The 21,103-nt window shown below is 51.2% G+C and carries 15 protein-coding genes; 9 read left to right on the top strand and 6 right to left on the bottom strand.

The features are described from left to right. The first annotated feature begins 369 nt into the window (after positions 1–369). The 5 genes from MJ611_RS00775 (at position 370) to MJ611_RS00755 (ending at position 7,917) form a co-directional block, all read left to right on the top strand. Positions 370–3,558 carry a WD40/YVTN/BNR-like repeat-containing protein gene (locus MJ611_RS00775; protein ID WP_250427440.1) on the top strand — a complete coding sequence of 1,063 codons (3,189 nt, stop codon included), beginning with the start codon at positions 370–372 and terminating at the stop codon, positions 3,556–3,558. 495 nt (positions 3,559–4,053) lie between these two features. Continuing rightward, positions 4,054–4,611, top strand: coding sequence for a PepSY-associated TM helix domain-containing protein (locus tag MJ611_RS00770; RefSeq protein ID WP_250427439.1), 558 nt, complete (start codon positions 4,054–4,056; stop codon positions 4,609–4,611). Between the two features lie 14 nt (positions 4,612–4,625). Next, the gene (locus tag MJ611_RS00765; protein WP_250427438.1) at positions 4,626–7,034 is read left to right on the top strand and encodes a TonB-dependent receptor; all 2,409 of its coding nucleotides are present in this window, start codon (positions 4,626–4,628) and stop codon (positions 7,032–7,034) included. 218 nt (positions 7,035–7,252) lie between these two features. Then, a complete protein-coding gene (locus MJ611_RS00760; protein ID WP_250427437.1) occupies positions 7,253–7,720 on the top strand; it encodes a hypothetical protein in 468 nt (155 codons plus the stop codon). Beyond that, complete coding sequence (locus MJ611_RS00755) at positions 7,717–7,917, top strand: helix-turn-helix transcriptional regulator (protein ID WP_250427436.1); 201 nt, start codon at positions 7,717–7,719, stop codon at positions 7,915–7,917. Before MJ611_RS00760 ends, MJ611_RS00755 begins: the two co-directional genes overlap by 4 nt. A gap of 16 nt (positions 7,918–7,933) precedes the next feature. Here MJ611_RS00755 and MJ611_RS00750 read toward each other — a convergent pair whose 3' ends face one another. Together MJ611_RS00750 and MJ611_RS00745 are read right to left on the bottom strand one after the other, a co-directional pair. Then, a complete protein-coding gene (locus MJ611_RS00750) occupies positions 7,934–8,677 on the bottom strand; it encodes a ThuA domain-containing protein (protein WP_377495480.1) in 744 nt (247 codons plus the stop codon). Between the two features lie 30 nt (positions 8,678–8,707). Next, entirely contained in the window at positions 8,708–9,376 is a 669-nt protein-coding gene (locus tag MJ611_RS00745) for a haloacid dehalogenase type II (RefSeq protein WP_250427435.1), read from the bottom strand. Between the two features lie 254 nt (positions 9,377–9,630). On the opposite strand from MJ611_RS00745, the gene MJ611_RS00740 reads away from it, so the two are divergent. Both MJ611_RS00740 and MJ611_RS00735 read left to right on the top strand, forming a co-directional pair. After that, a complete protein-coding gene (locus MJ611_RS00740) occupies positions 9,631–12,558 on the top strand; it encodes a WD40/YVTN/BNR-like repeat-containing protein (RefSeq protein ID WP_250427434.1) in 2,928 nt (975 codons plus the stop codon). Positions 12,559–12,738: 180 nt separating this feature from the next. Next, the gene (locus MJ611_RS00735; protein WP_250427433.1) at positions 12,739–14,106 is read left to right on the top strand and encodes a M24 family metallopeptidase; all 1,368 of its coding nucleotides are present in this window, start codon (positions 12,739–12,741) and stop codon (positions 14,104–14,106) included. 107 nt (positions 14,107–14,213) lie between these two features. Here MJ611_RS00735 and MJ611_RS00730 read toward each other — a convergent pair whose 3' ends face one another. Beyond that, positions 14,214–15,077 carry a dienelactone hydrolase family protein gene (locus MJ611_RS00730; RefSeq protein ID WP_250427432.1) on the bottom strand — a complete coding sequence of 288 codons (864 nt, stop codon included), beginning with the start codon at positions 15,075–15,077 and terminating at the stop codon, positions 14,214–14,216. Positions 15,078–15,134: 57 nt separating this feature from the next. Beyond that, the gene (locus tag MJ611_RS00725; protein WP_250427431.1) at positions 15,135–15,956 is read right to left on the bottom strand and encodes an NYN domain-containing protein; all 822 of its coding nucleotides are present in this window, start codon (positions 15,954–15,956) and stop codon (positions 15,135–15,137) included. 279 nt (positions 15,957–16,235) lie between these two features. On the opposite strand from MJ611_RS00725, the gene MJ611_RS00720 reads away from it, so the two are divergent. Together MJ611_RS00720 and MJ611_RS00715 are read left to right on the top strand one after the other, a co-directional pair. After that, a complete protein-coding gene (locus MJ611_RS00720) occupies positions 16,236–17,192 on the top strand; it encodes a DUF1028 domain-containing protein (protein WP_377495474.1) in 957 nt (318 codons plus the stop codon). Positions 17,193–17,918: 726 nt separating this feature from the next. Continuing rightward, positions 17,919–19,301 carry a M20/M25/M40 family metallo-hydrolase gene (locus MJ611_RS00715; RefSeq protein WP_377495471.1) on the top strand — a complete coding sequence of 461 codons (1,383 nt, stop codon included), beginning with the start codon at positions 17,919–17,921 and terminating at the stop codon, positions 19,299–19,301. Positions 19,302–19,423: 122 nt separating this feature from the next. On the opposite strand, the gene MJ611_RS00710 is transcribed toward MJ611_RS00715, so the two are convergent. After that, entirely contained in the window at positions 19,424–20,638 is a 1,215-nt protein-coding gene (locus MJ611_RS00710) for an S-adenosylmethionine:tRNA ribosyltransferase-isomerase (RefSeq protein ID WP_250427429.1), read from the bottom strand. Positions 20,639–20,683: 45 nt separating this feature from the next. Further along, positions 20,684–21,103: a DUF2721 domain-containing protein gene (locus tag MJ611_RS00705; protein ID WP_250427428.1), complete on the bottom strand. Its 420-nt coding sequence runs from the start codon at positions 21,101–21,103 to the stop codon at positions 20,684–20,686.

The raw sequence follows: 21,103 nt of genomic DNA, 5'->3' as shown, positions 1-21,103 counted from the left end.
CTTTTTATGTTCTTAGTTGGAAGAAAAAAAGAAGGTGCAATTTAGATGGAATAAAGCATTGTGTGATTCTCTGCCCGGTTTCCATAATTATGAGGCAGTAAGAGAGGGATTTTGAACAAAACCATTGTTCTGAGCCATTTAAAGGTTCTGAAAAAATAAAAAATAAAATTTTTTTCGAAAAACTTCAGTCGTTTCCTGGCTGATGGCTGCTGTTTTCAAGCCTCAACCTATAGTATGTTTCCTTCAACCTTGCTGTAAACCTGGTTCAGGTTCATGACTTTAGCCGGAGCAGCTATTGCTTTTCTTCCCAAACTTTACTAAATCATTACCCCAAACAAACTAACCTCTTAAACTAATACTTACCTTTTCATGAAAAGAACCTTTTACAGAACGGGTACGGCAGCTTGCCTGATGTTCGCGCTGGCGCTGGCTTCTCCGGAAGTCGTAGCGCAGAAGCAAAAGGCAACCACAAAGCAGTCGAAGAAAGACGCTGCTGCCACGTTCGATCCAAAACTTTACAACGGCCTTACCTGGCGCTCGATCGGGCCTTACCGGGGTGGCCGCTCGGCTACCGTAACCGGTGTGCCGGGTAAACCAAACCTGTATTACTTCGGCTCCGTGGGGGGCGGAGTTTGGCGTACCACCGACGGCGGCTCCACCTGGGAGAACATCTCGGATGGTTTCTTCGGCGGCTCGATTGGGGCAGTGGCCGTGAGCGAGGCTGATCCGAATGTACTGTATGTGGGAGAGGGCGAGAAGACCGTGCGCGGCAACGTATCGTCTGGTTTCGGGATGTGGAAATCGGTGGATGCCGGCAAATCCTGGAAGCACATTGGCCTGAAAGACACAAGACACATCGGTCGTGTCCGCATACACCCGCAGAACCCGGATGTTGTTTTTGTTGCCGCAATGGGCGATCTGTATAAATCCAGTGAAGAGCGCGGCGTTTATAAAAGTACGGACGGCGGCAAAACCTGGAAGAAAACGCTGTTTGCCAACAAAGACGCCGGCGCTGTCGATCTGACCTTCGATCCGTCTAACCCACGCATACTTTACGCTACCACCTGGAACGTGCGCCGTAACCCGTACAGCCTGTCTTCCGGCGGGCCTGGCTCGGGTATCTGGAAAAGTACAGACGGCGGCGATACCTGGAAAGAAATTTCCCGTAACGAGGGCCTGCCAAAAGGTACATTGGGGATTATTGGCGTAACCGTGTCACCTGTAAATTCTGACAGAGTATACGCGTTGGTAGAAGCAGAAGAGGGCGGCCTTTTCCGCTCGGACAATGCCGGACTTACCTGGACGAAAGTAAACGACGACCGCAACATACGCCAGCGCGCCTGGTACTACACCCGCGTGTATGCCGACCCGAAAGACGTGGACGTGGTGTATGTGATGAACGTGTCTTACCACCGGTCTAAAGACGGCGGCAAGACCTTTACTGCTGCCAACGCCCCGCACGGCGATCACCACGACCTTTGGATCGCACCGGAGAACCCGTCGCGCATGATCATTGCCGATGACGGTGGCGCACAGGTAACAGCCGACGGCGGCATGAACTGGAGCACCTACCACAACCAGCCAACCGGACAGTTTTACCGTGTGGTAACCGACAACCATTTCCCTTACCGCATTTACGGCGCGCAGCAGGATAACTCTACCGTACGTATCTCCCACCGCTCGAATGGTTATAGTATAACCGAAGACGATTGGGAAGAAACAGCCGGTGCAGAAAGTGCCCACCTTGCCGTTGACCCGAAGAACCCGGATATTGTGTACGGCGGTAACTACGGCGGCTTCTTGTCAAGAGTAGACCACAGCAATGGGCAGGAGCGCGTAATCAACGTATGGCCGGACAACCCGATGGGCCATGGCGCAGAAGGTATGAAGTACAGGTTCCAGTGGAACTTCCCGATCATGTTCTCACCGAACGATCCGAAGAAACTCTACACCACGTCCAACCACGTGCACGTTACTCACAACGAAGGCCAGTCCTGGGAAACCATCAGCCCGGATTTGACGCGCAACGATCCTTCTAAATTAGGGCCGTCCGGTGGCCCGATCACCAAGGACAACACTAGCGTGGAGTACTACGGTACCATCTTCGCGATCAACGAGTCGCCGGTGGAGCCTGGTGTGATCTGGACAGGTTCTGACGACGGCCTGGTACACGTGAGCCGCGACAATGGCAAGACCTGGAACAAGGTAACGCCGAAAGGCATGCCGGAGTGGATCCAGATCAACAGCATTGAGGCGCACCCGACGCAAAAAGGAGCAGCTTATATAGCGGCTACCATGTATAAGTCCGGCGACTTCCGTCCGTACCTGTACAAGACAACTAACTACGGCAAAACCTGGGACAAGATCACCAAAGGGATTGACGACAACCACTTTACCCGCGTAGTGCGCGCCGATCCGAAGCGCCAGGGCTTGCTGTATGCCGGTACGGAGTATGGCATGTATGTTTCGTTCAATGATGGCGAGAACTGGCAGCCGTTCCAGATGAACCTGCCGATCGTTTCGATCACAGACCTGACCATCAAGAACGACAACCTGATCGCTGCCACGCAAGGCCGCAGCTTCTGGATCATCGACGACCTGACCCCGCTGCACCAGTTGAACAAAAGTATAGCTGGCAGCAAATTCCACCTGTACAAGCCGATGGACAGCTACCGCATGGACGGAGGCAGCAGAGGCACGTCTAAAACGGCCGGCGAGAACCACCCAGGTGGCGTGATGGTGCATTACTACATGCCACAGAAACCGGATTCGGCTACGGTGGTAAAGCTGGAGATCATGGACCAGAACGGCAAGCTGATCCGCAGCTACGCCAGCAATGCCAAAGAAAAGAGCGATAAGCTGACTGCGAAGGAGGGCCTGAACCGCTTTGTGTGGGACATGCGCTATCCGGAGGCAAGCAAGTTTGATGGCCTTATACTTTGGGGTGGCGGCACGCAGGGGCCGAGAGCTATACCGGGTACCTACAAAGCGAAGCTGACCGTGAACAAAGACAGCCAGGAAACGACGTTTGCTATACTTCCGGATCCGCGCACCAAAGCCACACCGGAAGACCGTGCGGCGCAGTTTTCTTTCCTGATGGAGGTGAGCCAAAAGCTGACCGAAACCCATAATGCTATCAAGGATATCCGGGCAATGCGCGCACAGCTGAACACGCTGAAAGGTAACCTGAAAGGGCAGGACAACTACAAAGATGTAGTGGAGTCTGCCAGTGCTATCGATAAAAAGATCACAAAAATCGAAGAGGCACTGTACCAGACCAAGAACCGCAGTGGTCAGGATCCGCTTAACTTCCCGATCCGCCTGAACAACAAACTGGCGAACCTGGTAGGGCAGGTAAGCACCGGTGATTTCCGTCCGACCGATCAGGCATATGCGTTCAAAAAAGAGATCACAGCCCAGATCGACGAGCAACTGAACCTGTTCAAGCAGGTACAAACACAGGATGTTCCGGCGCTGAACAAGCTTGTGAAGGAGAAAGGCGTGGAGGCCATATCTGTAAAGAAAGCGGAAGCTGCACCGGCAACCGGCTCTTTATAGTAGAAGCGCTTCATAACAAAAAAGCCCCGCCAGTACTGGCGGGGCTTTTTTATTGCAGTAAAATACTTTCAGCAAACAGAATAAAAGGATGTGCCACCTGTGCAGGTTTCAGCAGGAGAAGGGGTATGCTTAGTTGTCTCTTTCTATGATAGACAGGAGCAAGTATAAAAAAGCCTTTAACTGATAAAGGATGGTGTCCTGCATGGCAAAGGTTTATCAATTCAACTCAATTATCACCACGGTATTAAACCAAACTGTCGATTTCGAATCTATAGTTTGTAGACCATGTGATTTATATCTGATTAATTACAAGAGTGTTAATCGGGCTGAAAGGTTGCACGAGGTAAACGAAATTTAATACAAGTTTGAACACCAATATTGAGGAGCGTGCTTTGCTTCTTTGCTGTTTATGTAAGATATTGAACAGCCGGAGCAGCATGCATGTACTTCCTGTATTTACTATAAGTACTGGCTTTTACCTTATCCAGAAAGAAATTGAGCACTATAACCACCAAGCAGAAGGTGAAGACCATCACCGAAAAGCTGCGCAACTTCAGGGTGTACCACCGCTACCTGGGGTTGGCGATCGGGTTGCTGGTGCTGATCAGTAGCCTGACGGGTATGCTGCTTGCCTGGAAAAAGGATGTGGATCTACTGCAACCGCCAACACAAAAGGGCGCAACCACCGACCTGCAGCAGTGGATCTCCCATCATGAAATGGCTGCTCTTTCTATTGCAGCCCTGGACTCGGCTGTTGCCGTGAAGAATAATCCGATAGACCGTATTGAGGCCCGCCTGGACAAAGGCATTGTGAAAACCATTTTTCTGGAGGGAAGCTGGGAAGTACAACTCGATGCCGGCACCGGCAAGGTACTTTCTGTGGCCCAGCGCCACTCCGACTGGATCGAGAAAGTGCATGACGGCTCCATTATCAGCGACTTTTTTAAAGTTTTAAGCATGAATGTGCTGGGGCTGGGGCTGCTTATACTTTCGGTTACGGGCTTCTTCCTTTGGTTTTATCCGAAGAAAATAAGACAATTAAAACAGGAATAGAACTTTACGCTTTCATGAAAAAATTACTGGGGCTTTTGCCCTTGTCTTTGTTGCTGGGCCACCTAAGTTTGGCACAAAGTATAAAAGTAGTGGATAAAACTACGCTGGAGCCTTTAACCGGCGTTACCATCACGGCCGAAGCCGGCAGCACGCAGACTGATGCCAAAGGCCGCGCCGATCTCTCACAACTTCTCCCCGCAAGCACACAGATCAGATTAAACTATGTGGGTTATCAGCCGCTGGTGCTGACAGCTGCACAGTTACAGCAACAGCAATATCAGGTAAACATGGTGCAGCAGAGCCACAACCTGGGCGAGGTAGTGGTATCGGCAGGGCGGTTTGCCACGCAAAAACAATTGGTGCCGCAGCAGGTGGAGGTGCTTAGCCGCAGAGAACTGAACTTTATGAGCCAGCCTACCACAGCCGATGTGATCCAGCAAAGCGGTAAGGTGCTGGTGCAGAAAAGCCAGATGGGAGGGGGCAGCCCGATCATCCGGGGTTTTGAAGCGAATAAGGTGCTGCTGGTAGTGGACGGCGTGCGCATGAACAATGCCATTTACCGCGGCGGGCACCTGCAAAACATCATTACACTGGATAACAGCGTGCTGCAACGTGCCGAAGTAGTGTTCGGACCAAGCTCTGTAATCTATGGTTCGGATGCGTTGGGCGGTGTGCTGCACTTCCATACGGTGCAGCCAAAACTGGCAGAAGAAGGTAGCAAAAAGCTGGTCAGCGGAAGCGCCTTTACCCGGTACGCTTCTGCTCCGGACGAAAAAACCATACATGCCCAGGTAAACTACGGCCGCAGCAAATGGGCCAGCCTGACAAGTATAACTGCTTCTAATTTTGGCAACCTGCGCCAGGGCGAGAACCGGCAGGATAGCTATGGTGAACTGGGGGTGCGCAACTACTATGCGGCCCGCATCGGCAACCGCGATACCATGCTCGTAAACCCCGACCCGAGGGTGCAGCGCCCGACAGGCTACAAGCAGTACGATCTGTTGCAGAAAGTGCTTTTCAAGCCATCAGAAAGTATAAGTCATACCTTAAACCTGCAGCTTAGTACCAGCTCCGATATTCCGCGCTACGACCGCCTGACCGATTTTTCGGGAGGCAAGCTGAAGTTCGGGCAGTGGTATTACGGTCCGCAACAACGTTTGCTCGGCGCCTATACGTTGGGTCTAACTGGAGCTACAAAACTTTATGATGAGGCAAAGGTAATAGCCGCTTACCAGTGGCTGGAGGAAAGCCGCAACGACCGTCGCTTCGGCAAAGACTGGCTTTCGCACCGCATAGAGCAGGTACAGGTATACAGCCTGAATGCAGATTTTACCAAAAGTATAACGGCACATCGGCTGCAGTATGGCCTGGAAGCAACCTATAATGGCGTAAACTCAGAAGCCAACGAAGAGAACATTGTTACAGGTCAGCACAGGCCGCTGTTTACCCGCTACCCGGATGGGGGCTCCAGCATGCACAGCGCAGCCGCCTACGTTACCCATACCTGGGACATAGCTCCGTGGCTGGTGCTGAACGAAGGGCTACGTTATAACTATGTAGGCCTGGATGCCACGTTCGAAGACAAAACATACTTCCCTTTTCTGGAGGATAAACTGAAGCAGCGAAACCATGCTGTATCGGGTAATGTAGGGGCCGTGTTGCTGCCGGGCAGTGGCTGGCGTTTTGCTTTGCTTGGTTCTACCGGCTTTCGCGCTCCGAACGTAGATGACCTGAGTAAAGTATTCGATTCAACACCGGGTAACGTTATTGTGCCAAACCCAAGCCTGGCGCCGGAGCATACATATAACCTGGAAGTAAGTGCTTCAAAAACGATACAAGACCGCCTGCACCTGGAAGTGGTGGGTTACCGCACCTGGTACCGCAATGCCATCACAACGCAGCCTTTTGTTTTCAACGGGCAGGATTCCATTGATTACGACGGGCAACTGAGCCAGGTAACCGCAAACGTAAATGCCGGCAAAGCATCGTTGTATGGCTACAGCGCCAGCCTGCAGGCCGACGTGACAGGTTACCTGAGCCTGAGTTCCTCACTGAACTATACCTATGGCCGCATCCATACCGAGGGCAACGATATTCCGCTGGACCACATCCCGCCGCTGTTCGGAAAGACAAGTATAAACCTGCAGCTAAAGCGCGTGCGTGCCGAATTCTTCATGCTCTACCATGGTGCCAAAAAGCTGGCAGACTACAACCCGAACGGCGAAGACAACCTGCAGTATGCCACACCACAGGGTATGCCCGCCTGGCACACCTTTAACCTGCGCACTGCCTACCAGCTCACGCCAAACCTGCAGTTCCAGGCAGCGGTGGAAAACATTGCTGACCGTTACTATCGCGTGTTCGCCTCCGGCATCAGCGCTCCTGGCAGAAATGTGGTTCTGACTCTAAGAGGGAAGTTCTAGAGGTATTTAAAAACAGTAGCCAACTATTATGTAAAGAGCCGAAGCAGGTAATGTTTCGGCTCTTTTGTTTTTATTCCCTTCTCTGTTCACTTAAAATTAAAGTCAATTGACCCTCAAGCGTTAGTTGTTCATGTAAAATAGAGCTTACAAAAAGTAAAGTATGTTTTACATAAAGCAGGTTTTCTTTACATTTGGTGTGTACTTCAAGAAATAAGACCATGAAAACACGTTATCTTTTTCCCAACCGATATAAGATCATCGGTTGGATATTACTTATCCCATCCACCCTGCTCGGCCTCCTGATGGTGCTCTTCGATTACAGCTTCTTCAAGCTGAATGCTACCGTTTTTGCTTTGTATGACGGAGGGTTGTTTGAGCCCAATAAGTTTCTAACCTTAACGAAAACTGACCTTGCTGATGAGCTCATTGGTGCGATGGTGATCATAGGCGGCTTGCTGGCTGCTTTTTCAGAGGAGAAAGACGAAGACGAGTATATCGCCAAGATCAGGCTGGAGTCACTGTTGTGGGCAACATACATCAACTATGGTTTCCTGCTTTTTTCGTTGTTGTTTATCTATGGGGCGGGCTTTTACCAGATCATGATCTTTAACATGTTCACGTTGCTGTTCATTTTCCTGGTCCGCTTCAACTTTATACTTCACCGCACCTCCAAATCTTTCGCATGAAGAATACTTTAAAAGTGGAACGGGCCATACATAACCTGACACAGGAGGAGCTTGCAAAAAAGATAGGCGTAAGCCGGCAAACAATCAATGCCATGGAGGCAAACAAGTATGTACCCTCTACTGTGCTGGCACTTAAAATTGCACGCGTGTTTAGCAAGTCGGTGGAAGATATATTTTCGCTGGAGGACCAGGATTGATTATGCCGGATCTAGTTTATTCTCCCATTGCATATTCAATGCCGCCCCAGATGTGCTGCAGAAACAACGGCTCTGAGTAGCTTTCGGAAGTATGGCCAAGGGCTGTGTAAAAAGCCCGGCCTCCTTCAAATTCGTGGTACCAGGCAATCGGATGGTTGTCGCCGTTCTTTCCTCCTTCATAGGTTTTCTCGTCCAGTTTTGCCAGCACTTTTACATCCGGGTTCATGTTTTTGAAATTGTACCACTCGTCTGTTCGTTCCCAATGGTCGGGGAGATGGGTGGTGGAAGGATGGCTTTTATCTAAGACATTTATACTTGCCTGCTGTATGTGCGGGTGGCTTTCGAAGTATGCCCCGACCAGTTTGTTATACCAGGGCCAGTCGTACTCGGTATCGGAAGCAGCGTGTATGCCCGCAAAACCGCCGCCTCCACGGATATACTTTTCGAAAGCAGCCTGCTGGCTGGCGTTAAGCACATCCTGTGTGGTACTCAGGAAAACGACCGCTTTATACTTTGACAGGGAATCCTCTGTGAAATAGGCTGCATTTTCAGTAGCTGTTACCCGTACACCGGGTTCCTGTGCCAGTTTATGTATGGCAGCTATGCCGGCAGGTATAGATTCGTGCCGGAACCCGCTCGTTTTAGAAAAAACAAGCAAGTGAGCGGGCGAGGAGTTCTGATCAGCGACAGCAACTGAATCAGACTCGGTACAAGAAGCGAAAGCACAAAGCAGAAACAGCAATAGCAGGATATTTTTCATAGGTCGGGTCTTGGGCTGTAATTTATACTTCTATTTTAGTTTGAGAGCCAAGTCAGGTATACTTTCTGCAACAAGATCAGGTTCAACATTCCACGGGTCAAACACGGTGCGTTTGTTCCGTTGCACCCAGGCTGCATGAAGGCCGGCACTTTTGGCACCGATCACGTCCCAGGGGTTGCTCGACACAAGCCAGGTATCCTGAACAGGCGTGTTCAGGCGCTTGGCAAGGTGCTGATATACCTGCGGATGTGGCTTGAATTGCCGGACATCATCTACGCTGATCACGTTTTCCAGATATTGCAGCAGCCCTGCATTTTCCAATAATTTGCGCACGTTCTTTTCCAGTCCGTTTGAAAAAGCTACGAGCCGGTGCCCCTGGCTTTTGAGTTGCTCCAAACCGGCAGCTGCATCCGCAAAAGCAGGCAGGTGCTGGTACTGCTTCATCAGGTGCTCCTGCTGCTCTTGTGTAATGCTTGCGTCAAAGGTGGTTATACAATAGGAGAGTGCTTGCCTGGTGCAGATCTCGAAGTTTTCATACCTGTTCATCAGCCCTTTCCGGAAGGCATACTCCAGCTGTTTCTCCCGCCAGAGCTTTGCAAACGATGCTGCCTGTTCCCCGATCAGTTCTGTCAGGTGCCTGTCTATCTGGTGCGGGTTTGCCAGGGTGCCGTATACATCAAAACCAATAGCCTTTCCCATGTTTTTATACTTAAATGAAGTATACTTTTATACTTCATTTCCTGGTACGGAGATAGTGGCGTACCAGGATTTATACTTGCCCGATGAGGTTGACTTTATCAGAAAAGACGAAATGTAAAAGAGACAGGCTTCTCCAATTTTGTCATTTTCTAGAATGATACACTCCAATGTTATCACCCTATTCTAAAATAGCGGGTAAATCATTAGCTTTAGAGACGCAATCTAAACCATACTAATCACCCTATTTCTATACAATGCAAAAACGTATACTTTCGGTAGCACTGCTGGTAGCTCTTGGAGGAGCCGTGCAGGCTCAGAAGAAAACGAAACAACCGGCGGCAACACCCGCCAAAGCCAGGCTGGAAGCCTTTCAGAAAAGGCAGCAACTAGACCAAAACTCGTTAGCAGCAAACCTGAAACTGCGCAACGTGGGGCCAACCGTAATGAGTGGCCGTATCACCGATATCGACGTTTCGCCTAAAGATCCTACTACTTTCTATGCAGCTTATGCTTCGGGCGGGCTTTGGAAAACTACGAATAACGGGCAGTCGTTTGAACCGCTTTTTGATGAGCAGGCCGTGATGACCATCGGCGACATTGCCATCGACTGGAACAACAACGAAACCATCTGGATCGGTACCGGCGAGGCGAACTCCAGCCGCTCTTCTTACTCGGGTGTGGGCGTTTACAAGAGCACCGACGGCGGCAAAACCTGGCAGCACATGGGTCTAGACGATACGCACCACATCGGCAAGATCATCGTGCACCCAACCGACCCGAACACCGTTTGGGTAGCGGCGCTGGGCCACTTATACTCGCCAAACAAAGACCGTGGCGTTTACAAAACTACAGATGGCGGTAAAACCTGGAAAAAAACGCTGTACATAGACGACAACACCGGCGCCATCGACCTGCAGGTTGATCCGAAGAACCCGAACAATGTGTATGCGGCCCTGTGGCACCGCGAGCGCCGTGCCTGGGATTTTGTGGAAGGCGGAAAATCATCCGGCATCCATAAATCTACTGACGGTGGTAATACCTGGACCGATATCACCAAGGCCGGTAGTGGTTTTCCGGACAATGAGAATGTAGGCCGCATTGGTCTGAGCCTGTTTCCTGGCAACCCGAACATCTTGTATGCTTTGCTGGATAACTATGACCGTCGTCCGGTAGAGAAGAAAGGGGATAAGCCTGAAATGCTGGATAATGACCTGTTTGCGGGCATGTCGGCAGAAGAGTTTCAGAAGCTGGACGACAAGAGCCTGAATGCCTTTCTGGACCAGAACCGTTTCCCGCGCGATTATACTGCCAAAAGCCTGAAGGCGATGGTAAAGAGCGGTGAACTGAAGCCTTCTGCACTATCTGATTATATCATCGATCCGCTGGCCGAGCGCCATGCTACCGAAGTAAAAGGTGCCGAAGTATACCGCACCGACGATGGCGGCAAAACCTGGAAGAAAACCCACGACAGCTACATTGATGACCTGTACTCCAGCTACGGCTATTACTTTGGTGTAGTACGTGTGGCTCCTCACAACCCAGATAAGATCTATATACTGGGTGTTCCGATCCTTACATCAGATGATGGAGGAAAGAGCTTCCGCAGCATTGAAGGCGATAACGTCCACTCCGACCACCAAGCACTGTGGGTGAGCCCTGACAAGCCGGGTTACCTGGTGAATGGCAACGATGGCGGTATCAACATCAGCTATGACGATGGCAAGACGTGGTTCTATGCCAACAACCCGTCGGTAGGGCAGTTCTATTCTATTGCGGTTGATATGGCCAAGCCTTACAATGTGTACGGTGGTTTGCAGGACAACGGCACCTGGGTTGGCCCAAGCAACTACAAGTATAGCCTGGACTGGACCAGCCGCGGCAAGTACCCGTATGAGCGCATCGGTGGTGGCGATGGCATGATGGTGCAGGTAGACTGGCGCGATAACAACATTGTGTATAACGGATCGCAGTACGGCAACTATACCCGCCTGAACAAGGCAACCGGCGAGCGTGTGTTCATCAAACCTACGCATAAACTGGGCGAAACGCCGCTGCGCTTTAACTGGGAATCGCCGATCTTGCTGAGCCGCCACAACCAGGATGTGCTATACTTCGGATCGAACAAATTCCACCGCTCCATGAAGAAGGGCGAGGACATGCAAACCCTTTCCGGCGACCTGACCAACGGCGGCCGAAAAGGCGATGTGGGCTATGGTACACTTACAACAATAGACGAGTCGCCGTTGCGTTTCGGGTTGCTGTATACCGGCTCCGATGATGGCGTGATCCAGACGTCAAAAGATGGCGGATATACCTGGGTACGTATTTCGGACAAGCTGCCAAAAGACCTGTGGGTATCTACGGTAGTGGCGTCAAACCACAAGCAGGATCGCGTTTATACTTCGCTGAACGGTTACCGCTACGATGACTTTACACCGTACTTGTATGTGAGCGAAGACAACGGCAAGAAGTGGGAGCGCATTGGCGGCAACCTGCCAACCGAGGCCATCAACGTGGTAAAAGAAGACCCTAAGAACCCGAACCTGCTGTATGTAGGCACCGACCACGGCCTGTACTTCTCGCTGGACAGAGGCAAGACCTTTATGGCCATGAGCAATGGTATGCCTGCCGTTTCCGTGCATGATTTAGTTGTTCATCCACGTGAGAACGACCTGGTAGTAGCCACACACGGCCGCTCTATCTACATTGCGCCTGTAAAGCACCTGCAGCAACTAACGCCGGAACTGATGAAGGAAAGCCTGCAGATCTTCGCTTTTGAGCCTGTAAACTACAACGAAGGTTGGGGCAACAAGCGCGGTGCCTGGAGCGAAGCAAATGAGCCGGAACTGGTTGTACCGTTCTATACTTCAGCAGCCGGCAATACTACCATCCGCATTAAAACCGAAAAAGGGCAGCTGGTGAAAGAGCTGAAAGACCAGAGCGAAAAAGGCCTGAACTATGTGAGCTACAACCTGTCGGTAGACGAGGCCAACGCCAAGGCTTATGAGACAGCGCTGAACGCTTCTAAAAAAGAGGGCGATGAACCTATAAAAGTTACTCCAGCCGATAACAAGGTAATTTATCTGCAGCCTGGTAAGTATACCGTAGAGGTAGAAAGCAACGGCACCAAAAAGACGCAGGAATTCACCATCAAAGCTCCTGAAAAGAGAAGCAGAGGGTAATTTATACTTGTGTAACATTATGTACAAAGGCAGCCGTTTAGGCTGCCTTTGTTGTTTATATAAATTTTGTTCTAAGTTGTATAGCTTGCTGTAAGCCAGAAGACTATAGATCTTGTACTTGCCTCTTTCTAATCTCACCTATTCTCCTATCTTTGTTCTAACGCTTCACCATTCCACTGTATGAAAAAACTTCTATCGCTTCTCCTTCTCCTGCAGGTTTTCATAACCATCGCTATCGCGCAGCAAATGCCTCCTATACTTCCGCTAAAGGAAAGGGCCGCTCTGGAAGACAAGCTCCTGCAGGAGCGCCTCGATAACCTGTTGCCTACCCTCATGCGCAAACAAGGTATAGACATGTGGCTGATCATCGCCCGGGAGTATAACGAAGACCCGGTTATTAAAACCATGTTGCCTGCTACCTGGCTGGCAGCCCGCAGAAGAACGATCCTGCTGTTTTACGATCAGGGAGCTGACAAAGGGGTGGAGCGGCTGGCTGTTGCACGCTATGATATCGGCAACCTGTTTAAAGGTGCCTGGGACCCGGAGAAGGAGCCGGACCAATGGAAGCGACTGGCTGCACTTATTTCCGAGCGGAACCCGAAAAAGATCGGCCTTAACTTTTCCCCTCACTTTGGCCACGCCGATGGACTGGCCAAAAACGAGTATGACAACCTGGTGAAGTACCTGGACAAGCCGCAGCAGAAACGGGTGGTGTCGGCAGAAAAACTGGCCGTAGATTGGCTACAAATACGAACGGATTCTGAGCTGGAGCTGTATGAGCAGATCAGCCAGATCGGGCATAACATCATTGCCGAAGGTTTTTCCGAACAGGTAATCAAGCCGGGTACTACTACCACAGACGACGTGATGTGGTGGTTCCGAGAACGCGTTGCGGAGCTGAAACTGGAAGCATGGTTCCACCCGACGGTGGATGTGCAAAGAGCGAACCCCGGAGCCGGTGACTCGCAGCGGTCTTTTGCGCAGCGTCCGGCACAGGAAGTTATCCTGTCCGGCGACCTGGTGCACGTAGACTTTGGCATAACTTACCTGAAACTGAACACCGATGTACAGCAACTGGCTTACGTACTCAAACCCGGAGAAACCGATGCCCCCGATTACCTGAAGAAAGCGCTGGCGACCGGCAACCGCCTGCAGGACATCCTGACCACGAACATGACGCTGGGCAGAACAGGAAATGAGGCGTTGAAAGCTGCCTTAGCGCAAGCAAAAAAAGAGAACATCGAAGCCAGCATTTATTCGCACCCTATTGGCTACCACGGCCACGGAGCAGGACCAGCCATCGGCATGTGGGACATGCAACAGGGCGTGCCCGGCACCGGCGATTACCCACTGCAGCCCAACACAGTTTTTTCCATCGAACTGAATGCGAAAGTCAACCTGCCGGAATGGAACAACAAAGAGATCCGAGTGATGCTGGAAGAGGAGGCTGTGCTGACGCCAACTGGTATGCGCTACATCAATGGCAGGCAAAAAGAGCTGCTTCTGATCCCTCGCCAAAACAAAAGTGGTACTTACCTGGCGCAGTAAGCAATATAACTACTAAGTATACACCTCTGTCAGTTCTACCAGGAGAATTGACAGAGGTGTAGTTTTTTTGAGAATTACCTGTAAACGCAGGTACAGCTTTCCCTGGCTTAGTCCAGGTGCTTTTTCAGGAAGGCGATGGCAAGTTTGTGTGCGTCCGCAGAAGCCTCTTTGTTATACTTGGGATTGCTGGGGTTGGCAAAGGCGTGCACAGCGTCGTACATCTTGATGGTAACCTCCTTGTTTGCCGCTTTCATCTTCTGCTCAAAATCCTGCACAATCTCGGGCGTAATGGATTTGTCCTTGCTGGCAAATATGCCCAGTACCGGTGCTTCGAGTTTTTTCAGCCGCTCCTCGTCCCGCTCCGGCATGCCGTAATACACGACGCAAGCCTCTGCCTGGTCGCCTGCCAGCAGCGCCGCCTGCAACGACCAGCTCCCGCCAAAGCACCAGCCAATGGTAGCGATGTCTGCCTCCTTGCCAACATACTGAATAGCCCCGTTAATGATCGCCATTGCACGTTTGTTATCTACGGCCTGCACATACTTCCGGGCCTGTTCGTTATCGGTTGCAATTTTGCCATCGTACAGGTCGAGGGCCAGTACGTTTACGTTGCCCAGTTCTTTGCCCAGCCGCTCAGCTTCCTGCTTGATGTAATCGTTCAGGCCCCACCACTCGTGAAACACAAACAAATACTCGTCTGTCTTTTTCGGGGCTTTTATCTCGTAAGCCATGCCTGTTTTGCCATCCGGCGTTTTGAAGGTAACCTTCTTTCCGGCTTTGTTCTGCAGCGTAAAAGGCAGCGGATTTTCGTGCTTATCCCGGAAAGATTTGTCGTTAGCGAGCATGGCAAACTGGGCTGGTGCATCTGAAGCATCAGCGGCAGGTTTAACACAACAGGACATCTTTTCCTGGGCAGTAGCCCACTGCAGCGACAGCAGGCACAATACGAGCAACAAGGCGGCTTTTTTCATGGGTTTATACTTGTGGTTTATGCAAAACGATGAAGACAAACGACATGGGATCAAGATTTATACTTCCCTGTTCACTTGGTTTTCGCGGCTGATGTGCTTCTCCTTCTCTCTGGGTTTGGAGCGATGACGGCTGCGCCGTTTCACGTAAACCGCAGACGAGCCTTTGTCATCTTCTTTCCGGATCGTGAAAAGCTCTTTATGCGCTTTTATAAGTTGGATCAGTTGGCTGTAGCCGAAGGTGCGGGAGTCGAAGGCAGGATCGAGTTGCCGCAGGCTCGACCCGATTGCGCCCAGGTGTGCCCAGCCGTCCTCGCCTTCAGCCATTGAGAAGGCTTCCTTCAGCATAGGCACCGGGTTTGGACGTGGGTTTTCGCTTCCGTTTGGCTGGCTCTTGTCTGCCTCGGCTATTTTCCCTTCATCAATATCATCGACCAGGTTTTCAGTATAGATAAAAATGTTGCAGGCATTTACGAAAGGCTTGGGCGTTTTGCGCTGGCCAATGCCCATCACAAAAATACCGGCTTCCCGGATGCGCGTGGCAAGACGGGTATAATCGCTGTCCGAAGACACAATGCAGAAACCGTCTACCAGCTTGCTGTGCAAAAGGTCCATTGCGTCGATGATCAGTGCGCTGTCGGTGGCGTTTTTGCCGATCGTGTACCGGAATTGCTGGATCGGCTGTATGGCATGGTTGTTCAGGCAATCCTTCCAGCCGTTCATCTGTGGGGTGGTCCAGTCGCCGTAAATGCGCCGGATGGTGGTTTGACCGTATTTCCCTGCTTCGGCCAGCAGTTTTACAATCAGGGTTGGTTGCGCATTGTCGCCATCTATAAGCATGGTCATGCGGTGGTTCTTTCTATTCTGGTAGGTTTCTTTCATGGTTAACGTTCGGCAGCTGCGGGGTTGCAGGCCGTAAAAAGATGATATAGTTAGTTTCTTATACTTCTCTTTTCCGGATGAGTTGTGCAGGCAGCTGCCGCAACCCAACCAGCTGCAGAAAGGAATTTGTATTTGCCTATGATTCAGGATATATTGGGATCAGAATAATAATTTTGATTTTTATAGCTGAAGTGCTTTGGCACATCTTAATTCTCGTAATAACGTTGATCAACAGCTCATACTATGAAGTGGATTTTTTTACTATCAGCAATGCTTGTTATGGCAGCTAATACAGCTAAGGCACAGGTTTACAAAGCAGAAGAGCCCCTGGCTCATACATACTCCATCGTGGCCCGCGACCCTAAAACAGGGGAGATGGCAGTAGGGGTGCAAAGCCATTGGTTTTCGGTAGGCACAGCAGTGCCCTGGGCAGAAGCCGGTGTCGGCGTGGTAGCTACCCAGTCTTTCACAAACAAATCTTTTGGCATGCGTGGGCTGGAGCTCCTGAAGAATGGAAAATCGCCGCAGGAGGCCCTGGATATTTTATTGGCCGACGATGAAGGGCGTGAAGTGCGCCAGGTCTCGATCATGGATGCGCAGGGCAGAGTGGCAACCCATACCGGCAAGCAGTGCATCCGATATGCCGGGCACGTAACAGGCAAAGATTTTTCGGTGCAGGCCAACATGATGCTGACCGACAAAGTATGGCCGGCCATGGCCAAGGCCTTTGAGCAAAGTGTCGGCAAACCACTGGCCGAGCGCGTGCTGCTAGCCATGGAAGCCGCCGAGCGCGAAGGCGGCGACATCCGGGGCAAACAGTCGGCAGCGCTGGTGGTAGTGCGCGGCAAGGCAAGCGGTCAGCCATGGGACGACAAACTCATTGACCTGCGCGTGGATGACCACGAAAAACCACTTGAGGAGCTGGCGCGCCTGCTGAAAGTATACCGCGCCTACGAACACATGAACAACGGCGACCTGGCTGTAGAAAAAGGGGAGATGGAGAAAGCCATGCAGGAGTATGGCAAAGCCGAGACCATGTTCCCGAACAACCTGGAGATGAAATACTGGCACGCGATCGGGCTTGCTAACAACGGCGATGTGAACGGAGCCATCAAGCTGCTTCGGGATGTATACAAAAAAGACAAAAACTGGAAAGAGCTTACCACCCGCCTGCCAGAGGTTGGCCTGCTGACCCTGCCGCCACAGGACCTGCAGAAAGTGCTGGATGTGAAGTAGGAGAGGAGTTCTGAGTCGCGAGTGCTGAGTCTCGAGTAGGGTTTACCTCCCCCTGCCCCCTCCTAAAAACAGGAGAGGGGGTTTGATATTTTATTTTTCGGCTGTCATCTTGACTACTCTTGAGGAGGGAGCCGAAAAGAGCCAGCGTAGCTGTGAGAGATCTGGAACTGGTAAAGTATACACCCACCCCTGCACCCCTCCCAGGAGGGGAATTGGCCTTTGGTGTAGGTAAGGCTATACTTCGAAGTATAAGTTTCATAGCTGCAGGTATAGTGCGGACAGGTCGCGACCTGTCCCTACAATGGTTGAAGTTCCATAACCGCTTACGAAGCTGTGTCGTTTCCAGTCCTTGGGCTGAGCGCCTATGCGAGTTTTTCCGGTATCGCGCCAGCGATATTGTGACGCAGGAGCAAAGGAAAAGCTCCCAGCGCGATGCCCGAGGACGAGGCCCCGCGGCCTTGAGCGCACCAATAGCAGCTATAAAACTATAGGTTAATTAGACTGGGGAAAGGAGGCCGCTACGAAGCAAAGGCTTGTCAAAAACAAGTATAAACCTCAGCTATAGCATAAGTCCTCTTGTTACCACTCGGAATAACATTAGCAGAAAGTATAATGAAACACCTTTAACACGTTCCAACGGCACAACATCGTGCTTACTTTAAAATCATTTGCTATATTAAAGGCCGCAAACACTAAACTAAACTTTAACAACACTCACCCTAACACATGTTACTTAAAAACAAACTACGCAACCTGTTGGCAGGTGCGGCCCTGGTAGTGGCAATGCCGGCGATGGCCCAGCAAAACCCCGCTGCTGATTCTGTTACCATCCGCAAGATTTACGACAATGCGCTTACCAGCTACAAAAGCTACGAGGACCTCCGCTACCTGACCAAAAACATTGGTGCTCGTCTGAGCGGTTCGCCGCAGGCTGCCGCTGCCGTAGACTGGAGCAAAAAAGTGATGGAAGATATGGGCCTTGACCGTGTGTACCTGCAGGAAGTAATGGTGCCGCATTGGGTGCGTGGTGAGAAAGAGGTTGGCCGTATTGAAGGTAAGAAAAAGCAGGATGTGGCTATTGCGGCTCTTGGCAGCTCGGTTGGCACCGGCAAAAAAGGCCTGAGAGCAGAAGTAGTGGAAGTGCACAGTTTGGAGGAACTGAAGAACAAAGACGTGAAGGGCAAGATCGTTTTCTTTAACCGCCCTTTCGACAACAAGCACATACAAACGGGTACTGCTTACGGCGGCGCCGTTGACCAGCGTGGCGGAGGCCCGGTTGCTGCTGCAAAGCAGGGTGCCGTTGGCGTAATTGTACGTTCCATGACAAACGATTACCAGGATGTGGCCCATACAGGTAATACCAAATACCAGGAAGGCGTGGAGAAAATTCCGGCAGCTGCCATCAGCACAAATGGGGCAGAAATGCTCAGCAAAATGCTGAAAGATGATGCCAAGCTGAAATTCTTCATGCGCATGAACTGCGAAACACAGCCTGATGTAAAGTCTTACAATGTGATCGGGGAGATAAAAGGAACCGAAAAGCCAGAAGAAATCATCGTTGTAGGTGGGCACCTGGACTCGTGGGATCTGGGCGAAGGCGCACATGACGATGGCACGGGCTGTATGCAGTCGATCGAGGTGCTGCGTCTCTTCAAAGACATGGGTATTAAGCCGAAAAGAACGATACGCGCCGTAATGTTCATGAACGAAGAGAACGGTTTGCGCGGCGGCCTGAAGTATGCAGAAGAGGCCAAAGCCAAAGGAGAGAAGCACATCGCAGCCATCGAGTCTGATGCGGGTGGCTTTACACCGCGTGGCTTTGGTATTGATGGCAATGACGGGCAGTATTCAAAAGTGCTTACCTGGAAAAACCTGTTGGCTCCTTACGGCTTACACGATCTAACCCGAGGTGGCGGTGGTGCTGACATTGGCCCGTTGAAAGGACAGGGCACGGTAGCCCTGATTGGTTTCCGCCCGGACTCCCAGCGTTACTTTGATTACCACCATACCGTAATCGATACGTTTGAGCAGGTAAACCGTCGCGAAATGCAGTTGGGTGCTGCCTCTATGGCTTCGCTGGTATACCTGATCTCAGAATACGGGTTATAATTTGGGAATTTGGAAATTCGAAAATGTGAAGATTTGAAAATAGTCTTCGGGTTATAAAGTATAAAAGCCTGCTTTGGTTAATTCAGAGCAGGCTTTTTGCTTATTAGCATTATTGATAAAGATTACGGAAGCAGCAAAGAACTATCGCCGTAGCTCAGGAAGCGGTAATCGTTTTCCAGTGCATGGCGGTATACCTGTTTCCAGTTTTCGCCTATAAGAGCAGCGACTAACAGCAGCAGGGTGCTCTCCGGTTGGTGAAAATTGGTTACCAAACCACTACAAACTTTAAAAGTATAACCCGGCGCGATGATGATCTGCGTGCTGGCGTGCAGGTGGTCGGTGTGGTGGCGGTCCATGCACGTCAGTAGTGCTTCAAAGGCCTCGGCAGTGGCAGGTGGCGTGGTGGTTTCGTAAGGCAGCCACTGGGTAATGTGTAGTTCCTCCGGCTTCAGGTCCGGTTGTTGCAGCAGCAGGGTGCCTAGCCAGTAGAGGCTTTCGAGGCTGCGCATGCTGGTGGTGCCAACCGGGATGATCGGGTTGCCCAGGTGCTGCAGCAGTTGCTCCACTACCTGCCTGGAGACCATCAGCTGCTCGGTGTGCATTTCGTGGTCCTGCATGGTGCCGGCTTTAACCGGCTTAAATGTGCCGGCGCCCACGTGCAACGTCAGGTAAGTGCTATCTATACTTTGCTCTTTAAGGCGGTCCATCACCTTGTCGGTAAAATGCAGACCGGCAGTAGGAGCAGCTACGGCTCCCTGGTGATGCGCATAAATTGTCTGGTAACGGGTGCGGTCTTCGGGAGTCAGGTCGCGGTTGAGGTAAGGGGGCAAAGGCAGTTTGCCGCATCGCTCCAAAACTTCTGCAAAGGTCAGCTCTGCCGGTTCCCAGGTAAAACGGATCAGGAAGTGTCCTTCCTGCTGCGCCTCCCGCTCGGCTGTGATCACGCCGCCTTCAAAGTATAATTTTACGGGTCCGCTCTTCCAGCGCTTATTATTGCCTACCAGGCACTTCCAGGTGCAGCTTCCGGTTTGTTGCATGGCCAGCTGTACTTCGCGCTGTGGCTTTACTGGCTCCAGGCAAAATATCTCGATGATGCCGCCTGTCTCTTTCTGAAAAAGCAAACGTGCCTGCACTACTTTGGTGTTGTTAAAAACCAGGAGCGAATGCGGCGGAAGCAGCTGCGGCAAATCCGTAAAACGATAGTCGGTGATGGTGCCGGCCTTGTAGTGCAGCAACTTCGACTGGTCACGCTCGGGTAAGGGGAACTTGGCTATTCTTTCATCTGGCAGCTCGTACACAAAATCCTTGATGGCCAGTTGTTTCGGGTTGAAGGTCATGGGGTACTAAAAATCAGCACGTTGCGGGTGCTCTATACTTAAAATTTATACTTGCCTGGTTGTCTCTTCCGAAGTGGCTTCTTCCAGGTCGTTCAATTCCAGCTCCAGGGCGTTTACCGATATCTGTATCTCGCGCAGCGCCAGTGCCAGCGAAAACATCATCAGGATCAGGCTCAGCCCGAAAGTATACTTACCCAACGTGTTGTAACCGGCAAAGAGCAGGAACATGCAGAACACACAGCCGAAGATGCTCGAAATGCCAAAGGCCTGCATGTTGCGGATCAGGATCAGGCGCTTGCGCAGGTTCTCCATCTGCCCGTAAACCAAAGTGCTCTGGGTAGAAGCATAACGGCTTTTCAGGCTGCGGATAAGGCTTGCCAGCGCCAGGAAACGGTTGGTGTATGCCAGCAGCAACAGCGAAATAGCCGGAAAGAGCAGGGCAGGGGTGGTCAGTGTGATTTCCAT

The organism is Pontibacter ruber, assembly GCF_023630205.1.
Lineage (GTDB): Bacteria > Bacteroidota > Bacteroidia > Cytophagales > Hymenobacteraceae > Pontibacter > Pontibacter ruber.
The sequence above is the reverse complement of the archived record's forward strand: the minus strand, read 5'-3'. Positions and strand labels throughout refer to the sequence as shown.